Origin of the sequence: Pseudoalteromonas sp. BZA4, from assembly GCF_040104395.1 — a bacterium.
Taxonomy (GTDB): Bacteria; Pseudomonadota; Gammaproteobacteria; order Enterobacterales; family Alteromonadaceae; genus Pseudoalteromonas.
Genome location: NZ_JBECOT010000003.1, coordinates 165,399 through 189,717 on the forward strand (window position 1 = coordinate 165,399; position 24,319 = coordinate 189,717).

Annotated in this window: 18 protein-coding genes and 2 rRNA genes; 9 read left to right on the forward strand and 11 right to left on the reverse strand. The window is 42.9% G+C overall.

Annotated features, from left to right (window positions below):
• The first annotated feature begins 12 nt into the window (after positions 1-12).
• Both ABMY41_RS02675 and ABMY41_RS02680 read left to right on the forward strand, forming a co-directional pair.
• Entirely contained in the window at positions 13-1,380 is a 1,368-nt protein-coding gene (locus ABMY41_RS02675) for a 5-methyltetrahydrofolate--homocysteine methyltransferase (RefSeq protein WP_349274086.1), read from the forward strand.
• Between the two features lie 157 nt (positions 1,381-1,537).
• Positions 1,538-4,753, forward strand: coding sequence for a S41 family peptidase (locus tag ABMY41_RS02680; RefSeq protein WP_349274087.1), 3,216 nt, complete (start codon positions 1,538-1,540; stop codon positions 4,751-4,753).
• Between the two features lie 67 nt (positions 4,754-4,820).
• Here the strand turns inward: ABMY41_RS02680 and ABMY41_RS02685 are convergent, their stop codons facing one another.
• The 3 genes from ABMY41_RS02685 to ABMY41_RS02695 form a co-directional block, all read right to left on the reverse strand.
• Complete coding sequence (locus tag ABMY41_RS02685; protein ID WP_349274088.1) at positions 4,821-4,991, reverse strand: hypothetical protein; 171 nt, start codon at positions 4,989-4,991, stop codon at positions 4,821-4,823.
• 82 nt (positions 4,992-5,073) lie between these two features.
• Complete coding sequence (prfH, locus tag ABMY41_RS02690; protein WP_349274089.1) at positions 5,074-5,733, reverse strand: peptide chain release factor H; 660 nt, start codon at positions 5,731-5,733, stop codon at positions 5,074-5,076.
• The gene (locus ABMY41_RS02695) at positions 5,730-6,881 is read right to left on the reverse strand and encodes an RNA ligase RtcB family protein (RefSeq protein ID WP_175082664.1); all 1,152 of its coding nucleotides are present in this window, start codon (positions 6,879-6,881) and stop codon (positions 5,730-5,732) included. Before ABMY41_RS02695 ends, prfH begins: the two co-directional genes overlap by 4 nt.
• Positions 6,882-7,285: 404 nt before the next feature.
• Here ABMY41_RS02695 and ABMY41_RS02700 point away from each other — a divergent pair, with 404 nt between their 5' ends.
• Positions 7,286-8,434: a serine hydrolase domain-containing protein gene (locus tag ABMY41_RS02700; RefSeq protein ID WP_349274090.1), complete on the forward strand. Its 1,149-nt coding sequence runs from the start codon at positions 7,286-7,288 to the stop codon at positions 8,432-8,434.
• A gap of 18 nt (positions 8,435-8,452) precedes the next feature.
• Here ABMY41_RS02700 and ABMY41_RS02705 read toward each other — a convergent pair whose 3' ends face one another.
• The 3 genes from ABMY41_RS02705 to ABMY41_RS02715 all read right to left on the reverse strand — a co-directional run bounded on the left by ABMY41_RS02705 (position 8,453) and on the right by ABMY41_RS02715 (position 12,417).
• Positions 8,453-9,571 carry an alpha/beta hydrolase-fold protein gene (locus tag ABMY41_RS02705; protein ID WP_289096938.1) on the reverse strand — a complete coding sequence of 373 codons (1,119 nt, stop codon included), beginning with the start codon at positions 9,569-9,571 and terminating at the stop codon, positions 8,453-8,455.
• A gap of 159 nt (positions 9,572-9,730) precedes the next feature.
• Positions 9,731-11,551: a glutamine--fructose-6-phosphate transaminase (isomerizing) gene (gene glmS, locus ABMY41_RS02710; RefSeq protein ID WP_175082666.1), complete on the reverse strand. Its 1,821-nt coding sequence runs from the start codon at positions 11,549-11,551 to the stop codon at positions 9,731-9,733.
• A 95-nt stretch (positions 11,552-11,646) separates the two neighbouring features.
• Positions 11,647-12,417, reverse strand: coding sequence for a DeoR family transcriptional regulator (locus ABMY41_RS02715; RefSeq protein ID WP_175082667.1), 771 nt, complete (start codon positions 12,415-12,417; stop codon positions 11,647-11,649).
• A 155-nt stretch (positions 12,418-12,572) separates the two neighbouring features.
• On the opposite strand from ABMY41_RS02715, the gene ABMY41_RS02720 reads away from it, so the two are divergent.
• A complete protein-coding gene (locus tag ABMY41_RS02720) occupies positions 12,573-13,100 on the forward strand; it encodes a sugar O-acetyltransferase (protein WP_175082668.1) in 528 nt (175 codons plus the stop codon).
• A 115-nt stretch (positions 13,101-13,215) separates the two neighbouring features.
• Here the strand turns inward: ABMY41_RS02720 and ABMY41_RS02725 are convergent, their stop codons facing one another.
• The 3 genes from ABMY41_RS02725 to ABMY41_RS02735 are packed head-to-tail and all read right to left on the reverse strand — an operon-like array spanning position 13,216 to position 17,580.
• Positions 13,216-15,612 carry an FtsX-like permease family protein gene (locus tag ABMY41_RS02725; protein WP_349274092.1) on the reverse strand — a complete coding sequence of 799 codons (2,397 nt, stop codon included), beginning with the start codon at positions 15,610-15,612 and terminating at the stop codon, positions 13,216-13,218.
• Position 15,613: 1 nt separating this feature from the next.
• On the reverse strand, positions 15,614-16,315 hold the full coding sequence (locus ABMY41_RS02730; protein ID WP_054552246.1) for an ABC transporter ATP-binding protein: 702 nt from the start codon (positions 16,313-16,315) through the stop codon (positions 15,614-15,616).
• Between the two features lie 11 nt (positions 16,316-16,326).
• Positions 16,327-17,580 carry an efflux RND transporter periplasmic adaptor subunit gene (locus ABMY41_RS02735; protein WP_209328701.1) on the reverse strand — a complete coding sequence of 418 codons (1,254 nt, stop codon included), beginning with the start codon at positions 17,578-17,580 and terminating at the stop codon, positions 16,327-16,329.
• Positions 17,581-17,810: 230 nt separating this feature from the next.
• Here ABMY41_RS02735 and ABMY41_RS02740 point away from each other — a divergent pair, with 230 nt between their 5' ends.
• The 5 genes from ABMY41_RS02740 to ABMY41_RS02760 all read left to right on the forward strand — a co-directional run bounded on the left by ABMY41_RS02740 (position 17,811) and on the right by ABMY41_RS02760 (position 23,597).
• Entirely contained in the window at positions 17,811-19,214 is a 1,404-nt protein-coding gene (locus ABMY41_RS02740) for a sigma-54 dependent transcriptional regulator (RefSeq protein WP_289096934.1), read from the forward strand.
• A 3-nt stretch (positions 19,215-19,217) separates the two neighbouring features.
• Positions 19,218-20,522 (forward strand): ATP-binding protein, encoded by a 1,305-nt coding sequence (locus ABMY41_RS02745; RefSeq protein WP_349274093.1) that lies wholly within the window; start codon positions 19,218-19,220, stop codon positions 20,520-20,522.
• Between the two features lie 346 nt (positions 20,523-20,868).
• A complete protein-coding gene (locus ABMY41_RS02750) occupies positions 20,869-21,408 on the forward strand; it encodes a hypothetical protein (RefSeq protein WP_349274094.1) in 540 nt (179 codons plus the stop codon).
• 118 nt (positions 21,409-21,526) lie between these two features.
• The gene (locus tag ABMY41_RS02755; protein WP_349274095.1) at positions 21,527-22,804 is read left to right on the forward strand and encodes a LysM peptidoglycan-binding domain-containing protein; all 1,278 of its coding nucleotides are present in this window, start codon (positions 21,527-21,529) and stop codon (positions 22,802-22,804) included.
• 91 nt (positions 22,805-22,895) lie between these two features.
• Positions 22,896-23,597 (forward strand): hypothetical protein, encoded by a 702-nt coding sequence (locus ABMY41_RS02760; RefSeq protein ID WP_349274096.1) that lies wholly within the window; start codon positions 22,896-22,898, stop codon positions 23,595-23,597.
• 356 nt (positions 23,598-23,953) lie between these two features.
• On the opposite strand, the gene rrf is transcribed toward ABMY41_RS02760, so the two are convergent.
• Together rrf and ABMY41_RS02770 are read right to left on the reverse strand one after the other, a co-directional pair.
• Positions 23,954-24,068, reverse strand: a 5S ribosomal RNA gene (rrf, locus tag ABMY41_RS02765).
• A gap of 156 nt (positions 24,069-24,224) precedes the next feature.
• A 23S ribosomal RNA gene (locus tag ABMY41_RS02770) occupies positions 24,225-24,319 on the reverse strand; the annotation flags it as partial.

A 24,319-nucleotide genomic window follows, 5' to 3' on the forward strand; every position in this document is an offset into this window, starting at 1 on the left:
AAGGAAACCTACATGACACACTTATTTAGATTAAAACTATTGGCACTGGCAATTAGTAGCACCCTGATCACCGCATGTGGTGACGCAGAAACAAATATTGTTGAGAAAGACCCTATCGAGGTTCCTGACGACAGTGGTGATGACCATGATCATGATGACGGTTATACCATTGACTCAATGGGCCGTTTAGCGGTTTTAGCAGCTGATAGCAACGAAGCGAATATCTTTGATTTAGATGACGACTCATTACTAGAAACGTTTTCGCTTATCCATGATTCAAGCTCACTAAATGTTTCACCAAGCTACCGTTATGCAGTTATTGCTAACCGCAGCCAAGATTTCTTAGGCTTTATCGATGGCGGTTTATGGCGTGAAGATCATGGCGAGCATTTACATGATTATAAACAAGGCCCTGCATTTAGTGACTACGAGCTAACAACGGGCAGCCGCCCTACTCACATCGTTAAACATGATGGCCAAATGGCCGTGTTTTACGATGGTAATGCCGATGCAGGTACAGTTGCCTCTGTAGAAGTGTTAACCGATAACGACATTGCTAACGAAACCGCGACACTTGCTGGTATTCAGTACGACATCAATATGCATGGTGTTGCTGAGCCACGTGGCGAGCACCTAGTTGCAACATTGCGTCGTGCGGATAGCGAAAGCACTTCAAACGCTAAAATCCTGCCGGATCAGGTGGGTGTTTTCCACCTTCATGACGGTGAATATGAGCTTGAACAAACATTTGAAGTTACTTGCCCAGATTTACACGGTGCAGCGCAAAACCATGATTATGTAGCATTTGGCTGTGGTGACGGTGTACTGGTAGCCCACCAGCATGATGATGAATATCATGCAGAAAAAATCGCCAATATTGATGCTCTAGGTGATACACGTATTGGCACATTATATGGCCATGAAGGTAGTGAAAGCTTTATTGCAATTGCATCAGGTGTATTTGTAAGTATCAATCCAAGCGAAGCTGAAATGGAAGTACTTGAGTGGCAACTTGATGAAGGCGCAAGTGCTGTATCTTACTCATTCTCAGCAAGCGGTGAGCACTTTTTAGTACTTGATAGCTTAGGCTTTTTAAACGTGCTTGAAGCCCATGAGCACGACGGCCACATGCACTGGGAACTTGCCGGTAAAGTAGATATCACTGAAGAAGACGTAACAACGATGCCAGAGGGCATGAACTTCAGCATGACTGTGTCACAAAATAGTGAGTTTGCTTACGTTGCTGACCCTATCGCTCAGCACGTACTAAAAGTACATATCGAAGATCTTGAAATTGAAGGTGATCTTGAACTGACTTTTGCACCAAGCGCCATCACTTGGTTAGGTATCGCAGAAGAAAGTGACGATCACGACCACTAAGAAGTTATGTTTTATGGTATGACATAGCTCGCAAAGGTTGGCATTTACTGCCAACCTTTTTTTATTCATATTTTGTAACAGACTTTCATCGCATCAGCATCGCTATTTGAAACTGAATAGTTATGATGTAACAGTTCCCAAAATAGGATGTAATCCCATGAAAAAACTAACAACGTTGGCACTGGCCATGGCTGCGACACTGGCACCTTGGGCATCAGCTTACGAAACTAAAGACACGCGCTTACTGCGCTTTCCAGATATTCATAACCAAAGCGTTACCTTTGTGTACGGTGGTGATATTTACATTGCTAATACGCAAACAGGCGAGAGCAAACGCTTAACCGACCATATTGGTTTTGAAACCTTCCCTAAGTTTTCACCTGACGGTAAACGCATTGCCTTTGCAGCCGAATACAATGGCAGCCGCCAAATTTATGTAATTAACAGCGATGGCTCTGACTTAAAGCAACTGACTTACTACAACGATGTTGGCCCAATGCCACCACGCGGCGGTTTTGATTATCGTGTTCTCGATTGGACAGCGGATGGCAAAAATGTGGTATTTCGTGCTAACCGCACACCGTGGGGTAAACGTATGGGTCGTCCATACATGGTGCCTGCTGACGGTGGCCTTGAGCAGCCTCTGGCTATTCCAGAAACGGGCGGCGGTATGCTTTCGCCAGATGGTAGTAAATATGTTTACACGCCAATTGACCGTGAATTTCGTACTTGGAAGCGTACCCGTGGCGGTCGTGCACAAGATGTCTGGGTTTACGATCTAAAAAACAATACCTCAGAGCAGCTAACCACTAACCGCGCTACCGATCAGCAACCAACCTGGGTTGGCGACAACATTTACTTTGTATCTGACCGTGATTACACCCTTAACCTGTATCAATACCAAAAAGGCGCTGAGCCGAAAAAGCTAACCAACCATAAAGACTTTGACGTACTGTGGCCATCAGCTGGCCCAAATGCTGTTGTTTATGAAAACGGTGGTTACCTTTATCGCTTTGATCCAAAAAATCAAAAAAGCAGCAAGCTAAGTATTAACATTGCTGGTGTGCGTCAATACGCAATGCCGTACACAAAAAATGTGAGTGACTTTATCGACTCAATGTCGATTTCTCATGATGGTAAGCGTGCACTCTTTACTGCCCGCGGTGAGCTATTTAGCGTACCGGTTAAACAAGGCCCAACACGTAACTTATCTTACACAGCAAAAGGCCGCGAAATTGACGCAAGTTGGTCGCCAAATGGCCGTTATATTGCTTATATGAGCGATGAAAGTGGCGAATACGAAATTTACTTAAAAGACCGCAGTAAAAATAATGCCACCAAGCAGCTAACCAGCAACGGAACTATTTGGCGTTTTACACCTATTTGGTCACCAGATAGCTCAAAACTGTTATTTGCAGATAAAAACCACACACTCTGGTGGATAGATGCAAAATCAGGTAAGCAACACAAAATTGATACCAGCATCTACGATGAAGAAGGCATTCGCCAATATACTTGGTCGCCAAATAGCGAAGACATTGTGTATGTGAAAAACAATGAAAACCGCTATGCCTCACTGTGGCACTACAATGTTGATAAAAAGAAAGTGACTCGCTTAACGGATGAAATGACCAATGAGCAAAACCCAACTTTCTCTCCTCATGGTCAATACCTGTATTTTAGTTCTGAGCGCGACTTTAACTTAGCCTTCAGCAGCTACGAGTTCGACTACATGTTTAATCGTGCAACGCGTATTTATGCCGCTGCCGTAAATGACAAAATCAAACCACTTATCGCACTACAAAGTGACGAAACAGCGATCGTCAGCGATAAGCAAAAAGATGACGACAAGAAAAACAGTAATAGCCTGCAAAGCAGTGGCTTTATGCAGCGTGTAACCGCTTTAAATGCGCCAGCTGGAGATTATCGCGGTTTAACGGCAGTAAAAGGTGGCGTGCTAACACTGGCTAATGGCGGCCTACAATTAATAGGCACAGCTCACGACAGCGAGCTTGAAACTGTGGCTAAAGGGGTAAGCAGCTACACTATTTCGAGCAATGGTGAGCACCTGTTAGTGCATGCGGGTAACGATTACAGCTTAATTGAGCCTAAAGCAAAACAAGACCTAGCAGCGAATAAGCTTGATCTTAGTAACATGACCTTAAAAATTGAGCCACAAATTGAATGGCAGCAAATGTATGTTGAAGGCTGGCGTACATTACGTGATTGGTTCTACGATGAAAACCATCACGGCCAAGATTGGGACGCAATTTTAGCCAAGTATCAACCTATGGCTGATGCTATCTCACACCGTAGTGACCTAGATTACATTCTCAGTGAAATCGCAGGTGAAATAAACTCAGGCCACATTTATGTGCAGTCGGGTGATATGCCAAAAGCAGAGCGTAAAAAGCACGGCTTATTGGGTGCAAAACTTGCCAGCGATCCGTCTGGATACGTAAAAATTGAGCAAATCTTCCAAGGTGAAAACTGGCATGAAGACTTCCGCTCACCACTTGGCACAACAGGGGTAAAAGCACATAACGGCGACTACATCATTGCCGTAAATGGCCGCTCAGTAAAAGACGTAGCTAACTTCTACGAATTACTAGAAAACACCCAAGGCGAGCAAGTTGAGTTAGTTCTTAACAGTAAACCGCGCAGCAAAGGTGCATGGCAAGTAACCGTTAAGCCTGTAGCCAGCGAGCAAGGTTTGCGTTATTTAGACTGGGTTAACTCTCGTGCAGCCTACGTTGATAAGCTATCAAATGGCCGCATTGGATATGTTCACTTACCAAATACAGCCTACGAAGGTAACCGCGCCATGTTCAAAAACTACATGCCGCAAACCACCAAAGACGCCATGATTATTGATGACCGATACAATGGCGGCGGCTTTATTCCTGAGCACATGATCACCTGGCTTGCCCGTAAACCGCTTAACTATTGGAAGCGCCGCGGTGTTGAGCCAACGAAAACACCACAATTTGCTCATGATGGTCCAAAAGCCATGCTGATCAATGGTTATTCAAGTTCAGGCGGTGACGCTATTCCTTACTACTTCCGCCAAGCGGGGTTAGGTAAGCTTATTGGTACCCGTACTTGGGGTGGATTAATTGGTATTTCGGGTAACCCAAGCCTAGTAGATGGCGGCCAAGTTATCGCTGCAACATTCCGCATTTTAGATAACGATGGCAACTGGATCATCGAAAACGAAGGTGTCACTCCAGATATCAAGGTTGTTGACCGCCCAGAGCTAATCTACCAAGGTAAAGACCCATCGATTGAACGTGCCGTAGAAGAGCTTTTAAAAGAGCTAAAAGACAATCCGAAAAAGCCACTCACCGTGCCACCAGCACCGACTAACTTTTAATACTTAACTGGTTGTTAAAAAACAAAAAACCCCGCAGCAATGCGGGGTTTATTTTTAATCAAAAGAGCTACCATTTAACTTGTATATACAAGCAATCATCGACTGACTGCTTTAAAGTTTCAATGAGTGCCTCATCCATATATTGGTACTCATCGGGTATATCGAGTACCTGAATCGGCTTGTATTGTAATAAACGGCTAAACTGCGCTTTAATGCGTTGTTTATGCTTATGTTCCATCACAAAAATTATATCTGCCCAATTAATATCAGCAGTTGTTACCGTGTGCCTTGCTCGTGGGCTTGTGTCTGCAGAGCGGGCTTTAATGCCATTGTATTGATTGAATACCTTTTCCGTTGTGAGTCTGGCTAAATTCAGGGCCCTTAAAAGTACGAATCGGATTACCCCGTTGCAGCTCATTGTGTTGTTGCCACCGCGACTTTTGCTGCTGGCTAGCAGCCTGCTGAGCTTGTTCTGCCAGTTTTTGCATTAGCAAAACTCGAGCTAAACGCTTATTCGCATGCTGACTTCTTTCACTCTCTACGCGAACAGTAGTTCCTGTCGCAACATGGGTAGCACGAACAGCCGAATCAGTGGTGTTTACATGTTGGCCTCCCGCGCCACTTGCGCGGCATTGCTGAAAGCGGATCTCGCTATCAAATTTTTGCTCTGCTATTTCAAATAGTTGACCGCCAAAGTACCAGTTTTTACGCTTATGCCTTGCTCTGAATGGGCTTTGACAAACCCACAACATCGAGCCATGCCATTGCTGAGCAAACTGTTTTAAAATTCGCGGCTCAGCACCGGTTAATTCAAGTAATACCGATTTGTAGCAGCCTGAAAGTTCAGCTTGCTCTACAGCAAGAGCATTCACCTTAATAGCTAATGCTTTAGCATCACACTCAAGGCGCTTAACAGCCATAGCCACCGCTTTACAGCACTCTAAAGGACCCGCCCCTGACGATAATTGCACTAAGATCATCCGCACGTTCCTTGTGTTTTAAAGGTAAGCACAGGCTTTAATTTGGCAATTACAGTAACCAGCCCAGCATCAACAAGGTCATCAATAACTGTTTGGCAGTCTTTGTAAGCTTGTGGTGCTTCATCATAAAGCAGCGTTTTATCATTACAGATCACCCTGCTACCAAACGCAGTGCGATATAAATCTTCCTTTTTAAACTTGTGACTCAAACGGCCTTGGCATTCTCCACGCTTCCATTTGCGACCAGCGCCATGTGCAAGGGAGCGTAAGTTTACGTTTTGCTCAGCCGTTGGCTTAACTAAGTAACTGTAATCACCGCGAGAGCCCGGGATCATAACAGCCCCTTGATCGCTGGATGTAGCACCTTTTCGATGTAACCAGCCTGCTTGTCCTGCAATCTGTGATTGACTTACAAGGTTATGATTTACATCTAAAACCTCTTCGCCACCAGCACGAATAGCTTGTAAAAAACGCCGTGCGATCAGTTCTCGGTTTAACTGTGCCCAACGCAGTGCTTCGTCATGTTTAGCCATATAATCTGTAAAGGCATCACTCACGACCTCAAGGCCATCATGGTTATGCTCTGCAATATGCTTAACTAAAATAGCTTGCCCTAACCCTCTAGAGCCAGAGTGCACCAATAGCTGCAATTGTTTAGGTTGTAGGCCTAAAGCAAGCAAAGCTTGTTGATCAAACACTTCTTCAATCGCCTGAAATTCAGCGAAATGATTGCCACCACCTATGGTGCCAAGGGCGCTATCAAAACCAGTTTGTGTGATAGCCAGTTCATGTTTTCGCTCGCTAATCAATGTGTGCCAACTTTCATCTAGCGGCTGTTCAACATCGCTTAAGCGTTTTGCGAGCTTATCTACATTTAACTTGGCTAACTTAGTATTGGTTTGCCAAAGCGACATACCGCAGCCAATATCATTCCCCACTAAAGCGGGGTAAATTCTACCTTCTGTAAAAAAGGCAGCCCCAATGGGGTAACCTCGACCTGGGTGTAAATCGGGCATACCCGCTACAGCGTGCATACCAGGTAATTCAGAAGTTTTAATTAATTGTTGTATTGCTAGCCCTTCAATCCACGACTCTTTAGACGCAATAAGGCTAACGTTATCAGTAAGTTTTTGGACGGACTTGCCCATAATACCAATTCCTTTCTCTGCAATAGAAAAATGCTAACGAAAAATGATTTGGCAGGTCTTTGATTAATTGATCAGGCTTAGCTTTGAAAAGCTAATAAAGAAATAGCTTCGAGCTAGGCAAGAAAACGACCTGCAAAGGAACAAGTTGTATAAGTCATATTGTTTACTCCTCTACAGTGTGTGAATGGTTAAAATCGCAGCGATTGTAAACAGCTTAAAAAGTGAAAGCAACTAAAAAATAATCAATCGCTATTATTTATGCTCTTTTTAAATGTTCATCACAACGTGAAAAATGTGCAATTAAGCGCCTATGGGTTGTCATCTAGAGAAAATTTGAGCAATCTAAAAATGCCTTAAAAATAATAACAATAGTGACTGCAAGGTTACTCAAAAAGGATGCCGCCATGCTCAAACACCGTATAGCTCGCTCGCTCATCAGCCTACCTCTATTGATGGCTGCCCATGTCACTAGTGCAGCTGAACTACCACAAGCGATTGATGCCGCCTTTCAATCGGCGGTGAGTGCGAAAACAGTACCGGGCATTACTGTCGCAGTGGCCGATAAATCAGGAATAATCGCGGCAAAGGGTTATGGTTTTGCCGATATCGAAAACCAAGTCTTAATGAGTCCCGAGCATAAGGTTCGCATTGGCAGTGTCTCTAAACTTATTGCCACTGCCGCTATGATGCGCCTTTACGACAAGGGGTTGATTAACTTAGACAAACCTGTAACCGACTATGTAACTAACTGGCCAGAAAAACATGCAGCTTTAACACTGCGCCAGCTCGCGTCACATACCGCAGGGATCCGCCATTACAAAAAAGGCGCCAATGAGTTTTTACTCAACAAATGGTATGGCGATATTGATAGCGCTTTAGCCATGTTTAAAGATGATCCCCTACTGTTTGAGCCGGGCACCAAACAGCAGTATTCAACATTCGCTTGGACATTAGTTAGCGCAGCGATGGAAGGCGCTGATCCGAAACGCAATTTTAGAGAAGTTATCGAACAAGAAGTCTTCTCGCCACTCAAGTTAAACGACACATATTTTGATGAGCAGTTTACCCTGATCCCACATCGTGCAAGACCTTATAGCGTTGATCAGGGCCGTTTAATTAACTCACCGCAGACCGATCACAGCTATAAATGGGCAGGCGGTGGGTTTATTGCAACACCAAGTGATATCGTCAAGTTTGCAGTAGCTCACACGCAAGGCAATTATCTAAAAGCAACCAGCGTGGATGAAATGTTTACCCCTGCCACACTCATTAATGGTGAACAGGTCAATTTTGGTATTGGTTGGATGACAGGTTTCAAAAACTATCAGCAAAGAGAAAAATACCAACATAATACTGAACTACAAGCCTTGATGGCCGACATGCCACACGCGGTAATGCACTCTGGCGGTAGTATGGGTGGCATTACCATGACCATTATGTGTGTTGATCATCAACGCGCGGTGACTGTGGTTAAAAACGTTAATGGTGATAACAGCGCAGATGTATTTGCGCTTGCCCTACAAACCCTAAGCTATTATCACCAAGACCATTGATTGTTTAAGGCAGCTTAACTATAGCTGCCCTTGTAACCTCGTTTTTGTCTCTTTTAAGTAATCAGGGTAGGGATACGAGTCATCTGCAACAGCGATTGCAGCCTCGATTTGAACTAATGCTTGGCGAGTATTACCTTGCATTTCATAGCCATATGACAAAGCTGACAGTGCATACGCTGATTTAGGGTAGTTTTTGATATTGTACTTAAACACCTCAATAGCCCGCTCAAATTGCTGGTTATCCGTTAAGCTGTAACCCAGCATCCTAACAGCGCGGTCTGGTGGCGCTATTTGCTCGCCCCATTGCTGAGATAAACGTTGATAATAGGCATCAATTGATGAAACATCATCGCCTAGTGCACTCAAAGGCATATGTTTAGATAAAAATAAGCCATGGTACGCATTAAATGCCCCAGCAGCTGAGGTTAGGTTATGCGAAACGCCTGCAAAGGCGTCGCTCTTAAAGCGCAGATTTGGTACTTTACTATTTTGCATCGTTTGCTGCATATCATCGTATCTTTCGCGCATAATGCCGGCTTCTTCGCCGATATTCATATATACATAGCTGTTAATACTTTTGGCTTTAGTAACAAAGGTATTTAGACTCTTAGCCGGGGCGCCATAGTTCCACCATACCGCAGGGCTATATGCAATGTGCGCTTGAAATAACTCAGGATCAGCCTGCATTGCGTAAAGAGCAAATACACCCGCAGCTGAGGCTCCTGCAATAACTCTATAATCATGAGTACGATACTGTTTATTAACCAAAGGCATCAGTTCTTGCTCTACGAAAGCTAAAAACTTTGCTGCACCACCGCCTTCACCAACAGGCCCTTGTGGTTCTTTGTTCACTGTAGGATAAAAATCTCTAAGTCGATTAGTGCTTTCAATTGCAACTACAATCACCTCTGGCGCTTGATCATTTTCTTGTAAGCGCTCAAGCACAGCATTAATCAATGGTAAATTACCGGCCCCATCTAAACGGTAAATAACGGGATACCTTTTGTTTGGATGTGTTTGATAGCTTTTTGGCAATTGCACAACGACAGTGCGTTGCTCACTAAGATTACTTGATTCGATAGTATGCGTATGTTGGCTGTAATTTGTAACCGCATCATCTGCAGCGGGTTGAGCCATTACATGACAAGTACAGAGTAAAAAACCACTAATACAGAGTAACTTAAATAGTCGCACGACTTATCCTTAAGAAATATTGGTAATTTTTTAAGCTAACAGAATTGCAGGTACAAAAAAAGGCGCATATTGCGCCTTAATAAAAAATATACAACTCTAAACTTACTCAACCGTTACCGATTTTGCTAGGTTTCGAGGTTGGTCTACGTCGGTGCCTTTAATAACCGCAACATAGTATGAAAGCAGCTGTAACGGAATTGTATATACAACTGGAGCAATCACATCATCTACATGGTTTACGTTGATTACACGCATTGTTTCGTCAGATTCAAACGCTGAGTCTTTGTCTGCGAATACATAGATAATACCGCCACGGGCACGTACTTCTTCTACGTTTGATTTAAGCTTTTCAAGTAACTCGTTGTTTGGTGCCACAACAATGATTGGCATGTCGGCATCAATCAACGCAAGAGGGCCATGCTTAAGCTCACCCGCTGCGTATGCCTCGGCGTGAATGTATGAAATCTCTTTAAGCTTAAGCGCACCTTCCATCGCGATTGGGTATTGTGAACCACGACCTAAGAATAGTGAGTGGTGCTTATCAGCAAACTCTTCAGCTAAATCTTCAATCCCTTCTGCAAGCAGTAGTGCTTCTTCTAACTTGTTAGGAAGTGTTTTAATTGCATTCACAATCGCACTTTGATCTAGGCCTTTTTCTTGCGCAATAGATGCCGTAAGCATTAATAAGCCAACAAGCTGTGTGGTGAAGGCTTTAGTTGATGCAACACCAATTTCAGCACCGGCTTTAGTCATAAAGGCTAAATCAGATTCACGTACTAATGATGAACCCGGTACGTTACAAATGGTCATTGAAGCCATGTAACCTTGCTGTTTTGCAAGACGAAGTGCAGCAAGCGTATCGGCTGTTTCACCAGATTGTGAAATTGTCACAAGTAAGCTGTTTTCATGTACAAATGATTCGCGGTAACGGAACTCAGATGCAATCTCTACGTTACAGCTCACGCCAGCAAATTGTTCAAGCCAGTAACGAGCAACCATACCTGAGTGATATGAAGTACCACAGGCAATAATTTGCACGTGTTTTACGTCTTTAAAGATTTGCTGAGCGCTTTCGCCAAAGGCATCGATCGCTACAGTGTCATTATGTAAGCGGCCTTCAAGGGTGTTACGTACAGCAAGAGGCTGTTCGTAAATTTCTTTCAGCATGTAATGACGATATTCGCCTTTACCTGATGCATCTTGCGTAATGTTCGATTCAATCACTTCGCGTTCGACTGCATCACCGTTTGCATCAAAAATTTCAACACTGTCACGGGTAATACGAGCCACATCACCTTCTTCAAGGTAAATAAAGCTTCGTGTAACAGGTAATAGAGCAAGTTGGTCAGAGGCAATAAAGTTTTCGCCAAGACCTAAACCAATCACCAGTGGGCTACCAGAGCGCGCTACGATGATTTCGTTATCGTTCGCTTTATCAAAAACAACTGTACCAAATGCACCTTCAAACTGCTTAACAGCAGCTTGCACAGCTGCTAAAAGCGTATCGTGCTGTTGGCGAAGTTGGTGAATAAGGTGCACCATGACTTCAGTATCTGTTTCTGATAAAAACTCATAACCGTCGCCTTTAAGCGCATCGCGTAGGCTGGCATGGTTTTCGATAATACCGTTATGAACTAGGGCAATTTCGCTATTCGAAACATGTGGATGAGCATTCGCTTCAGTTACGCCACCATGAGTTGCCCAGCGCGTATGTGCGATACCTGTCGTACCATTAACTGCTGCGTCATTGAGTGCCGCTTCAAGATTAGCAACCTTACCCACAGACTTTACAGTGTTAAGCTCAGTACCTTTAAGTAAAGCCACACCAGCCGAATCATAGCCACGGTATTCAAGACGCTTTAGGCCTTCAACAAGTATTTTGTTTACTGGGCGTTCTGCAACAGCCCCAACGATTCCACACATAATTTCTCCTTTTGCACATGCCAAAGCGTTCTACTTTGGGCGGTATGTGTTGTCATAAATGATGCGTAATAAGGTGTTGTCGATCTTATTACGGGTTATTCAATTTCTGCACAGATCAGCCGTACACCACATGCTGTTATCGCCTTACGCTTATCTGCGCACAGGTTGTTGTCTGTAATAACAGTGGTTACACGCTGCCAAGGCAGTTCTAAATTCGGTATTCTTCGGCCAATTTTTTCTGACTCTACCAGCACCACTACTTCACGGGCCGCTTCAGCCATCACTTGGCTTAGCCCCACTAATTCATTGAAGGTTGTAGTACCTCTATCAATATCAATGCCATCGGCACCAATAAATAGTTGGTCAAAGTCGTAAGAGCGAAGAACATTCTCCGCAACTTGGCCCTGAAACGATTCTGAATGCGGATCCCAGGTTCCCCCGGTCATCAAAAGTGTTGGCTCATTTTCTAATGAAAGCAGTCGGTTAGCGACATTAATAGCATTTGTCATCACCACTAAACCGCGCTTTTTGGCAAGCTCAGGTATCATCGCTGCTGTAGTGCGGCCGCTATCAATGATGATGCGGTTATGGTCTTTAATAAGCTTTGCAGCCGCCTGTGCGATTGCCATTTTGCGAAGCGAGTCGCTTTTCTCGTTGCTATTTGCAACGATTTCTTGCGGCAATGCAATAGCGCCACCGTAACGGCGTAGCAACAAGCCACTTTTTTCAAGGGCTGTCAGATCTTTACGTATCGTCACCTCAGAGGTTTGAAACTGCTCCGCTAACGCTTCAACAGCAACTTCACCAAGTTCATTCACTTGGCTTAAGATTGTATGGCGACGTTGTTGAGTGTTTCGTTTTGTCATAAAGTGAATTACATAAGTTTCGTTTCGAAAGTTTTGAGATTTTAAACGAAACAATATAAATGGCAAGTGAATGATCGTTAACCTACACAGCTTTAATTTTGATCTTCATCACCAACACGCTAAGCTATTGGCAAAAATAACCATGAATATGCCCCATGAAAGAGTTTAATAGCCTCGATAAGTCCTTACTCGAACAACGAAAAAATACCCATGAAATTTGCCGTTTATTTGCAAAAAGCCCGAGTAAAGGCAATTTAAAACGACTAAAAGGCATGTTTGATCACTGTGGCGAGCAGGTTGTTATAGAAGCGGGTTTTCATTGTGATTATGGCAGTGGTATTAAAATAGGTGAGCGAACCTTCATAAATATTAACTGTACTGTACTCGATGCGCCGCTAACTGATGCGCAAATTACGATAGGTGATGACTGCTTAATAGGCCCAAATGTGCAAATTCTTGCAGTATCGCATGCAGTAAACCCAACTGAGCGTTTAGCAAAAGCTAATTTTGCAGCGCCGATTAGCATCGGCAACAATGTATGGGTTGGTGCAGGCGCTATTATACTTGCGGGTATTAAAGTTGCTGATAATGCCGTGATTGGCGCAGGGGCAATAGTTACCAAAGATGTCGCGGCAAATACCCTAGTAGCAGGTAACCCCGCGGTGAAGGTTAAAGACCTTTAACTCTCATACCGACGCACTAAAGCACGTCCTACGTAGAACGTCATTTATAGCGACTCATTTAAAGCTAAAAAAGCCCAGCTGTATTGCTGGGCTTATAGTTGGGAGTTAGTTACTGTTATTCATATCGTAAAATAAGCGATGGTCTGGTGCTTGCGGCCTTGAAGGCTAAACTTGCAACGGTAATCCAGGTAATCGCTGCCACCGCGGCGGCAGCGACTAAATACACCCATACAGCTTGTTCAATACGGTCATTAAAGTTGGCTAACCAATCACCTACCAAGAAGTAAGTTACTGGATACGCAATAGCAATACTTACCGCCACCAGCACTAAGAACTCTTTAGCAATGATATTTACGATACTGATACGAGATGCACCTAGCACTTTGCGAACAGCCACTTCTTTTTGACGACGCACTGTTGCAAACGAAGCCAAACCAAAGGTACCTAAACAAGTTAAGAACACAGCAAGGCCGGTAAAAATTAAAACTACATTCGAAATTCGCTCATCACCTTTTAACAGGGTTTTGTAGTTGTCTGCGAGTAAGTTAATTTTTGGCTCATAGATATTGGCTGAGCTTGCTAATACTTCAGCGATCTGAGCTTTAATATAAGGCAAGTTTTGCTGATCAATCGTTAAAATTAATTCTGATACAGGTGACAAAAAGTTAAAGCCACATAAGAACATAATATTTGAGTTAGCATCTTTAGCATTACCTACTTTTACATCTTCAACCACACCCACAACACGCATATCTACGCCGCGACCTGAGTCTTTAATTACCTTACCAATAATGTCACTCATGTTAGTGTAACCCGCTTGCCTTGCGACAGATTCAGTCACAATAGTACCCGTACTTGTTACTCCATTTGCACGGCTTGCCCAATCACCAGCAAATTCACGGCTAAAGTCACGGCCAGCAACCAGTTTTAATCCTAGCGTTTTTACAACATCGTAGCTTGCACCTACTACAGGCGTTAAGCTGCCAGACGCTTCACCATTTGGCCACGTTGGCATAAGTGTATTATTGATTGAAACGGTTAAACGGGTATCAATCACTGTTGTTTGCTGTACGCCTTGAATTGCACTGATACGGTTAACTAAAGCATTTTTTTCTTTTTTGAATACTTCGCCTACAGGTAGCTCTGAAATGACCAATCTTTGTGTTGTTTCATAGCCTAAAGGTAAGCTTTGTAAGTAAGTTAATTGCTTTAACAAGGTAACAGAGGCAATGATTAAACCTATTGCTAGTGAAGCCTGTAAGGTTAGTAAGCTCTTACGAACCCATATTGCAGTATTACCACGCTGTAAGTCACCACTTAAAACGCGTTTTGCACTGAATGACGAAATAAAGAATGCAGGATAAAGCCCAGCTAATATGCCGACAGCAATTGCGACCACAATAATTGCAATGCCAAATTCAGAGGCATAATTCACGACCAATTCGCGGTCTACTAGTTGGTTAAAGCTTGGTAAAAATAGCTCCACTAAAGCACATGCAATCACCATTGAAAGCATTGATACCAACACAGATTCAGATAAAAACTGCGTTACTAACTGGCCTTTACTTGCGCCAAGCGCTTTACGCACTCCCACTTCTTTTGCACGTTTCGTCGATTGAGCGACTGTCATATTAATAAAGTTAAAACCTGCAATAAGAATAAGTAATATGCTTAGACCAACACAAATCATCACCACTTGTTTAGCACCACCAGCTTTCATCTCAAACGGTGATTTAGCCGTTAGGTGCAAATCAAGTAATGGATGCAGCTCTAAACTAACTTGCTCCAGCATCGAACCGCTAAAAAATCGCTCTGTTAAGGTTTTAGCTAATCCATCTGTATCGGTGCCTTCTGCGACACGCATATAAACATAACTACTGTTGATATCTATTTCGCTTGGATCATGCTTAACATAAACAAGATTTTTAAAGGCAAAGTGAGTGTTATCTGCTAAGTCTGCAAACACGGCACGCACTGTGTACTGTCCTTGTTCATGTGTAAGTGTTTCACCAATCACATCGGTGCGACCAAAAATACGCAGTGCTTCTGACTCACTTAAAGCGAGGCTGTCTGGTGTACTCATTGCGGTTTTTAAGTCACCCGCCAGCGTTTTCAGAGCAATGAAATTTTCAATATTTGCAGTAGCACCATATAAAGCATTTAACTTATAGCCTTGGTTGTGGTAACTCACATTAACCATGGCTTCACGAGTCAACTCGACCATAGTTAATCCGAACACTTCTTCAACTTGGCTGTAATCTTCGGCCTGCTTTGACTGCACATAATTAAAAATAGGCACCACAGATAAACCGAGTTTTGAGAAGTCTTGGCCAACGCGATAAACACGCTCAGCATGTGGCTGTTGACTATCGTACGAAAGCTCATTTTTTGCAAACAAAGCAACTAAAATTGCCGCAGCTAAGCCCACACTTAAACCCAGAACATTTAAAATAAAGTGCTGTTTTTGGTTTTTAAACGCGCGCAGCGCGGTGATCAAATAACTTAAAATCATGTTATGCCACCTCTGCTGTTTGTTGAACACGGTTAGCTTTATCTACCATCACTTGGCCATCAAGTAAGCGCACTAAACGGTCAGCATAATTACCTTCTTTTTCTGAGTGGGTAACCACAATTACCGTGGTACCTTCACGATTTAGCTCACGTAGCATCGCCATGACTTCATCACCATTTTTTGAATCAAGGTTACCCGTAGGCTCATCCGCTAAGATTAGTTTTGGATTAATCACCAGAGCTCTGGCTACTGCTACACGTTGCTGCTGACCACCCGATAGCTGCTGTGGTAAGTGATCTGCTCTATGGTCGATTGCAACACGTTTTAAAATTTCTTCTACTCGCTGTTTACGTTCACTTTTTGAGATATTTTGATACTGTAATGGCAGCTCAACGTTTTCAAATACTGTTAATTCATCAATTAAGTTAAAGCTTTGGAAAACAAAACCAATCGACGCTTTTCTAAGTGCCGCTAATTGCTTTTCACCAAACCCTGCGATGTCTTCACCTAAAAATTCAAAACTGCCTGCCGATGGCGAATCCAACATACCTAAAATAGAGAGTAATGTTGATTTACCACAGCCAGATGGCCCCATAATGGCAAGAAACTCGCCTTCGTTTACATGTAAGTTAATGTTATTAAGCGCTGTTGTTTCAACATCTTGAGTACGGAACACGCGTGATAAGTTAGTTAATTTAATCATTGTTTTTATCCTTAAAATTGTAGTTGTTGTGCTTTATCAAAGTTGCTGTAGCTAGAGGTGATCACGCGATCTCCGGCGCTTAGGCCACTCAACACTTCATAATAGTTTTGATTCTTTTTGCCAAGACGAATGTCTTTTCGTACTGCACGGTTGCCATCTTTTTCCATGACATAAACCCAGTTACCTCCTGAGCTGGTAAAAAATGCGCCGCGTTCAAGTAATAAAGCAGTGCCTTTGCTATCACCCAGCATCAGCTGTACATCAAGGCTTTGCCCACGTTTTATATTGCTCGTGCCGTTTGGTAAATCGACCTCAACCTGAAACTGTGATTGCTGAACACGACTATCAATTTTGCTAACCGTCGCCGCAATTTCGCCTTGTTCATGCTCAATCAGCACTTGCATACCTGTTTGAACTTGGCTCAGGTAAAACTCATCTAGTCGCACAACTAGCTTGTATTCATTAGGAATATCAATCTGCCCTAGGCGAGCACCACGGCCTTTTGATTCACCAATTTCAACATCAAGTTCACTTAAATAACCATCGGCAGGTGCTGTTATGAGTAAGTTTTCAAGGTTCTTACGCGCAAACTGTAGGTTTTTTTCTAGCATGTCAGCACTGTCTTTTAGCTGAGCTACCTGAACTTCACGAATGCTGTTTTCTTGCTTTTGACGCTCAAGAGTTAGTTCTTTACGCGCTTTGTAATACGCTAAGTCTTCTTGAATTTCAGATAATTGCTCTTGAGCTAACACACCCGTTTTCACTAGCGGCTGAGTCTGTTTTAAGCGACGCGATAAATGCGTAATTTTAAGATCGATTTCAAGCAAATCACGGCGTAAGTTTAAACGGCTGGTTTCCATATTCATTTGCGTATTACGTAAAAAGTTAAGCTGCTCAGTCACCTGTGCTTCACGGCTCATTACATCAAGCTGCAAGTTGGTATTGCTTAAACGCACAAGTGGTTGGCCTTTTTTAACAAACTCACCCTGCTCAACAAGTCGCTCTTCGACTTGGCCTCCGGCAATGGTGTCGAGGTAAATAGTAGTGCGAGGCATAACCTGACCACGAAGACTTAAAGCATCAACAAATTCACCTTGTTGTACTGTGCTAATCGTTAAGCTTGTCGCGGTTACTTGCTGACTACGACCTGTTTGCTCAGTTTGCGTGAAACCATAAGCTGCTGCCGCAACAGCTAAGCATGCAGCTGCTATTACTGATTTCTTAAAAAATGCTTTGTTATTTGAGCGTGTAATTTTCTTATCCATGTTGACGCCTTTAAGTTATCTAGGTGCTAATTACCTATAGATAAAACAACTCTTGTGCCAATTTTTATTTTTATTAAATTACAAAGACTTATACAAAAATCAATACGAGTGCATATAATCAAGTGTCCGCTTATAGAACACTTCAAAGCCCATATATCGTCCATAAATGGACACTGTTACTATTTTCAATTAGTCTTAGTGTTCCCATAAAGGAATAATAATAAATAGCTATGAAACAAGCAGGATCAATTCTTATCGTCGATGATAACCCCGACGTACTTATCGCCGCACGATTACTTTTAAAGCAGCATTATCAGGTTGTAAAAACCACAGATAACCCCTTTGATATCGAAGCTATCATTAACGCACAGCATGAGGCGGATCAAGCCATAGATGTAGTGTTACTCGATATGAACTTCACGCAAGACTCAATTAGTGGCAAAGAAGGATTCTACTGGCTAAAAAAAATCATGAGCCAAGACGCTAACATTGCGGTACTGCTTATGACGGCCTACAGCGATATTCAGCTAGCGGTCGAAGCAATTAAGGCCGGTGCCTCTGACTTTATTGCCAAGCCTTGGCAAAATGAGCAATTACTCGGTGCTGTTGCAGCGGCATTTTCACACGCTAAAGACAAGCAGCAAGTTGGTAAGCTCACAAAACAAAAGCAGGCCTTGCAGCAGTCAATCGGCAATCAACCATTTGAGTTTTTAGGCCAAAGTGATGCCATGCAGCAGGTTTTTTCGGTTATCGACAAAGCAGCCAACACAGATGCCAACATATTGATTAGTGGCGAAAGTGGCACAGGAAAAGAACTCACTGCCCATGCAATCCACAATGCAAGCCAGCGCCAAAGCCAACCCTTCATAAGCCTAGACATGGGCTCACTAGCCGAAAGTCTGTTTGAAAGCGAACTATTTGGCCATAAAAAAGGGGCGTTTACTGGCGCGAAAGAAGATCGCATTGGCCGATTTGAGCTGGCCCATGGTGGTAGTTTATTTTTAGACGAGCTAGGTAATTTACCGCTTAACCAACAAGTTAAACTGCTCGCAGCACTACAAAACAGGCAAATAACACCGGTTGGTGGTTCAAAAGTCATCGATATTGATATTCGTTTGATCTGTGCAACCAATGAAAACCTCGAACAAGCAGTTTCTAAAGGCAAGTTTAGGCAAGACTTACTGTACCGTGTTAATACCGTAGAGATCCGTTTGCCAGCTCTGCGCGAGCGCAGTGAAGACATTCCATTACTGTGTAATTACTACTTGCAGCACTTTGCATATAAATACAAACGTGAGCTCTCGATTGCAGCATCTGATATGACACGTTTAAGTCAGTATCATTGGCCAGGCAATGTCCGTGAACTTGCCCATGCAATTGAGCGAGCAGTCATCCTCTCAGAAGGCTCAGAGCTCGATATAAGCTCAGTGATAAGCTCACCAAATGCTGCTGTTAGCACAAGTGAGCTCTCTTCAAACGCCACTGACTACGACACTTTTGATCTCGAAATCATCGAGCAAAGAACCGTTCGTGCAGCTTTAAAGCATTTTCAAGGGAACGTGAGTCATGCAGCTAAAGCCCTCGGCCTAACACGCGGAGCCATGTATCGTCGTTTAGAAAAATACGGACTTTAATCGATGCGAAATTTTATTAGCTTAGCCTGCCTATTAGCTGCACTAATTGGTTTATCAATAGCTTTGTTTTGGCAAGTAGAGCAAAGCGGGTTTTCTGCAATTTCGGCACTTTTAGTTATTTTAAATTTGGTATGTGCCGCGCAAATTTTTAATTTATTTAAACGCCAAACAAGGCGTGCAGATATGGTGTTTCGCGCTTTAGCGAATGGAGACAGCACATTAGGCTTTGGCGACCAACACCCTATGCAGCAGCAATTTGAGCAGGTTAAACAACAAATTCAGGCTGCGCGTTTTAATGCAGAGCAACAAGCCCAGTTCTTACAAGCGCTATTAATTCATATCGATTTAGCAGTATTAGTATGTGATGAACAAGGCACTATTATTGAAAGCAATCCGGCGGTCAGCCGTTTACTTGGACAAGCTGTAAAGCACATCGATGATTTAGGTTTAATAGCCAACCTAGTCCAAGACGCAAAACAAAATAGCCGTAATACCGTGCCATGGCAAAATGGTGAGCAGCACGATACGTTATCTGTGCAGATCAGTATTGCCGAAATCCAAGGTAAAGTTCGTAAAGTGATCAGTTTGCAATCGATTCATGATCAGCTGCAATTAAAAGAGCAACAAGCTTATAAGCGCCTTACAAAAGTACTAACCCATGAAATCGCTAATTCGATTACGCCACTTTCTTCTTTAGCACAAACTTGTACGGCACTGCTGCCAACTGAGCTTAGTTTTGATGATCAGGAAGATAAACAAGACTTGCAACTCGCCCTAACAACACTCGCATCACGAACCGAGCATTTAGGGGAATTTATAGCGCAATTTAAAAAGGTTAGTAGCTTACCCGCCCCACACTTACAGCCACATATTCTGGCCGATCTTGCCAAGCAAGTTGTCGCTCTGCACTCACAACAAGCTAAGCAACTTAATATTACGTTGAATTTATCGGTGCAAAGCCAACAGTTAGTAATGATAGATAGAGGCCAAGTTGAACAAGTAATAATAAACCTGCTTACCAATGCCCTTGATGTCCTTAAGCAGTTAAATACTCCAGAGTCAGTAAAGTGCATTGAAGTAAGCATTGCACAAAATGCTAATCAGCAACTGTATTTAGAGGTCAGCGACAATGGTACAGGTATCAGCGATCATGTAATTGAGATGATTTTCGTGCCATTTTTTACTACCAAGCAACAAGGCTCAGGAATAGGCTTAAGTTTATCGCGCCAGATCATGCTCAATCATGGCGGCGATCTGGTATATATCAAACGCCAACAAGGAGCCTGCTTCCGCTGCGTGTTCGGTTAGCTTACATAGTTAGAACAATTACTTACAATTTGCTAAGGCGCTGTTTGGTATCATGTACCCATTAACGTTTAATGGATTCTAGGGCGTGTTGACCTTTGTTGATTGAAATTTGTTCACTCTAGGGGCGATTTAATCGCGGCGCGAGATTTGTAACCTAGTGGGCTAAGTAAAAATTGAGCAACAAAGAGTTAATCGCCCCTAGGAAGAACCCGAAGGGCAGCGCGTGTTTGGCATTGATGCTGCGTTATCGCCTATTTATGTGGAACAACCACACTGCATAGGCTCTGCCTTGCCTAAATACCAAACACACTGCTGCAAAATTAATCATAAAAGGACAACACGCCCTATGAAGTACCTCGCCTTAGCACTCTTTTCATCACTTGCCTTCATTCCTGCTACAAGCTTTGCTGGTATTTATGACAGTCCAGATATGAACCTGTTTGTTAAATCAGAACATAATAGTACTGATTCAATCACCTCAGCCGGCATCGAATTTATGGCTAAAAATAACTACAGCAATTTCGGCGCAGCATTTACAACAGCACTAGGCTCAGCAGAAGTATTTACTAAAAAAGGTGATCGGGAGACATTTCTCACCTTAGATAGCGGCATAAAATTTGGCTATTTCAGTGACTTTTTTGTCTATGGCGAAGTGGGCTTAGATTTAATTGAGCTTGCTGTATACGACGACCGAGATGACCACGACTACAGCGACCGCTATGATGACGACCACAATAATATTGATGGCTATGTTGGTGTGGGTATGGGCGTGGACTCAAAGCCATTCAGAATAGAGATCTATGCCAGAGCCCGAGAAATAGACAGCCGCTATTGGGAAGCACAAAACCATGGTTATGCTGGGTTACAAGTTAGTATTTCGTTTTAATTTCAATTGGGTGAGTAAGTTAGCGAGCTGTTAATCTAATGGTCATTTTTAGCTCACCCTATGTTAAGCTTAGGCGCTTTAGTTTACCCGCACCTAAGTTAACGGAGTATTTTAATACGTGTTTTTAAATCGATTTTTAGGCCTTGTTGTTGTTTCTTTTATTGTAACAGGCTGTCAGACTGCCCCTGAGTCACTTCCCGAAAAGAAGCCTATCATCAAAGCCAATCCAGGCACTGTGGTTGCAGAAGCTAAAACAGCACAAGTAGACGCGGTGACACCGCTCAAACCAAGTGAACTTGATGACGTATGGCAGCGTATTCGCATTCAACTACAGTTTAGCGATTCAAGTCACCCAGATGTGCAAAAGCGCATTGCTTGGTACCTTACTCATCCAAATTACATGGAAGAAATAAGCCGCCGCGCAGCGCCGTATTTGTATCATATCGTCACAGAAGTAGAAAACCGTGACTTACCAATAGAACTCGCTCTAATGCCGCTTATAGAGAGCGATTTTGATGCCAGTGCCTATTCGCACAAACATGCATCGGGTTTATGGCAACTCACCCCCTCAATCGCCAAATACTTCAAAGTAAAAATTACCCCTTGGTATGATGGTCGCCAAGATGTGATCGACAGCACCCGCGCAGCTTTGGATTTTATGGAGTACCTTTATAAACGCTTTGATGGCGATTGGTATCATGCTATTGCTGCCTACAATATTGGTGAAGGGTGTGTATTACAGGCGATTGATCGTAATAAAAAACAAGGTAAGTCGACGGACTTCTTTAGCTTAAAACTACCATCGCAAACCAAACAATACGTGCCTAAGTTACTGGCCGCAGCACAATTATTAAAGCACCAAAAAATGATATTCCCTGCGATTAAGAATGAGCAGGCTATTGCGACCTTACCAGTGACAGGTGCAGTGATCTTGGCAGACAAAGCAAAATGGCAAGAGCTAGAAGAGCTGAACCATGGCGTTATCCGATATCCCGCGGTGATTGATGCGCCACATATTGTGGTCCCAAAAGATCAGCAAGCAAGTTATCGAACTCTATTAGCTAATCAAAAGAGCAATGATTATAGCCAATGGCAACATTACACAGTTAAACGCGGTGATAGCTTAAGTGTGATTGCAAAGAACTATAAAGTAACAGTTAGCCAGCTGAAAACCTTCAATAACCTAAAAACAAACACCATTCGTATTGGTCAAAAACTGATATTGCCGCAATTGGCTGATCAACAAATCGAGTATAAGGTGAAATCTGGCGATAGCCTTTGGAAGATAGCAAAGCAATACAAAGTCAGTATCACTAAACTCAAACAATGGAATAACCTTTCAAGAGATAGCTTAAGAGTGGGTGAAAAGCTCACCGTATTTATCTCAAATAGTTAATATCAAATCAGGGAGTTTTACTCCCTGTCTCTTTTATCTATCCAATTAAAGTTGTATCTTTATTAGTCTATAAAAACAACAATTAAAAATTATGGATAATCAGCAACAGGACGCAAGCTGTTCCACCGTTAAAACAGAGCAAAACTCTAACCTTGAAGAGCAAACAAAGACCACCCAGCAAAACACTCAGCGCAAGGCATGGTTTACCAACGAGCGGCTAAACCTATTTCTCGCACTCTGTGCCATTATAATTTCAGCAGCCTCCTTTTATGCCACTTACTTGCAAGCCAACGCCGCAGAACGACAAGTAAAAGCCGCAACCTGGCCATGGCTCGAAGTGATGACGGGGAATTTTAATGAAGAAAAAAATTCTGAAGAAATTACTTTTTACATTAAAAACTCAGGATCAGGCCCAGCCATTATTAAATACGTTAAATTCTTCCACGATGAAAAGTCGTATACAGAGATATTTGAAGTAATAAAAAACTGCTGCTTTGATATTTATGCTTACCAAGAGCAATTAAATAAGTTGCAAAATGAGTCACCGGAGATCAATTTCTTTGAAAAATTTGGTTGGTTGTATACCGGCGTTAGTAATAACCGATTATTAGCCTCAGGCGCTGAACTTAATCTTTTTGGTTTTAAGAAAACAGGCTTCAATGCAACTCAGTGGGACAAGGTAAATGACCAACGCTTTAATATCAAAACCGAGATCTGCTACTGCTCGTTGCTAGAACAATGCTACCTAAGCGATGGCCGCGGTGATGTGAAAGAAGTACAGCAGTGTGAGTGAGTTAGCGAGTTGCGAGAGTAAAGTTAGCGAGGGGAAAGATACGAGCTAGAAAGAGTAAAGTTTGAGGGTCTGGCGTAGGTTGGGTAGAGCGCAGCGAAACCCAACAGTGTGGTAATTCGTCATGCACAATGAAGAGGTAAAGCTCATTAATAAAAGACGAATTAGCGCAAGGTGAAATAAGCCGTTTTACAGACCGCCAACCTGGTAGACATTTTAAGAGTTTTTTAACCATGGAATTATGAAGAGGTTCACATGGATTATGTTGGGTTTCGCTCCGCTCTACCCAACCTACCTGGCTGACAGCTCCAGACGCAAAAAAGCCCGACTCTTTCGAATCGGGCTTTCTCTTATTTGGAGCCTGGCGATGTCCTACTTTCACATGGCAAATGCCACACTATCATCGGCGCTGTTTCGTTTCACTACTGAGTTCGGCATGGGGTCAGGTGGGTCCAAAACGCTATTGTCACCAAGCAAATTTGGTTTAATTCGCTCTTTTGAGCAAATTAATAAATCTGGAAATCTGATATTTTCTTACAGCTTAAAGCTTATGGCTTACAGCTTCGTAAAATCTACTTTAGTGTCTTAACTTCTGTCTGTTACGCTGTCATAAAACGCGTTTGGCGTTGTATGGTTAAGCCTCACGGGTAATTAGTACAGGTTAGCTTAATGGCTCACACCACTTCCACATCCTGCCTATCAACGTTGTAGTCTTCAACGGCCCT

Bases quoted from the DNA above. Each gene is read 5' to 3' on its own strand.
- glmS (WP_175082666.1), bottom strand. From the start codon at position 11,551: ATGTGTGGAATCGTTGGGGCTGTTGCAGAACGCCCAGTAAACAAAATA.
- ABMY41_RS02740 (WP_289096934.1), top strand. From the start codon at position 17,811: ATGAAACAAGCAGGATCAATTCTTATCGTCGATGATAACCCCGACGTA.
- ABMY41_RS02720 (WP_175082668.1), top strand. From the start codon at position 12,573: ATGAAAGAGTTTAATAGCCTCGATAAGTCCTTACTCGAACAACGAAAA.
- ABMY41_RS02715 (WP_175082667.1), bottom strand. From the start codon at position 12,417: ATGACAAAACGAAACACTCAACAACGTCGCCATACAATCTTAAGCCAA.
- prfH (WP_349274089.1), bottom strand. From the start codon at position 5,733: ATGATCTTAGTGCAATTATCGTCAGGGGCGGGTCCTTTAGAGTGCTGT.
- ABMY41_RS02685 (WP_349274088.1), bottom strand. From the start codon at position 4,991: ATGGAACATAAGCATAAACAACGCATTAAAGCGCAGTTTAGCCGTTTA.
- ABMY41_RS02750 (WP_349274094.1), top strand. From the start codon at position 20,869: ATGAAGTACCTCGCCTTAGCACTCTTTTCATCACTTGCCTTCATTCCT.
- ABMY41_RS02680 (WP_349274087.1), top strand. From the start codon at position 1,538: ATGAAAAAACTAACAACGTTGGCACTGGCCATGGCTGCGACACTGGCA.
- ABMY41_RS02730 (WP_054552246.1), bottom strand. From the start codon at position 16,315: ATGATTAAATTAACTAACTTATCACGCGTGTTCCGTACTCAAGATGTT.
- ABMY41_RS02705 (WP_289096938.1), bottom strand. From the start codon at position 9,571: ATGGCTCAACCCGCTGCAGATGATGCGGTTACAAATTACAGCCAACAT.
- ABMY41_RS02760 (WP_349274096.1), top strand. From the start codon at position 22,896: ATGGATAATCAGCAACAGGACGCAAGCTGTTCCACCGTTAAAACAGAG.
- ABMY41_RS02725 (WP_349274092.1), bottom strand. From the start codon at position 15,612: ATGATTTTAAGTTATTTGATCACCGCGCTGCGCGCGTTTAAAAACCAA.
- ABMY41_RS02745 (WP_349274093.1), top strand. From the start codon at position 19,218: ATGCGAAATTTTATTAGCTTAGCCTGCCTATTAGCTGCACTAATTGGT.
- ABMY41_RS02735 (WP_209328701.1), bottom strand. From the start codon at position 17,580: ATGGATAAGAAAATTACACGCTCAAATAACAAAGCATTTTTTAAGAAA.
- ABMY41_RS02675 (WP_349274086.1), top strand. From the start codon at position 13: ATGACACACTTATTTAGATTAAAACTATTGGCACTGGCAATTAGTAGC.
- ABMY41_RS02695 (WP_175082664.1), bottom strand. From the start codon at position 6,881: ATGGGCAAGTCCGTCCAAAAACTTACTGATAACGTTAGCCTTATTGCG.
- ABMY41_RS02700 (WP_349274090.1), top strand. From the start codon at position 7,286: ATGCTCAAACACCGTATAGCTCGCTCGCTCATCAGCCTACCTCTATTG.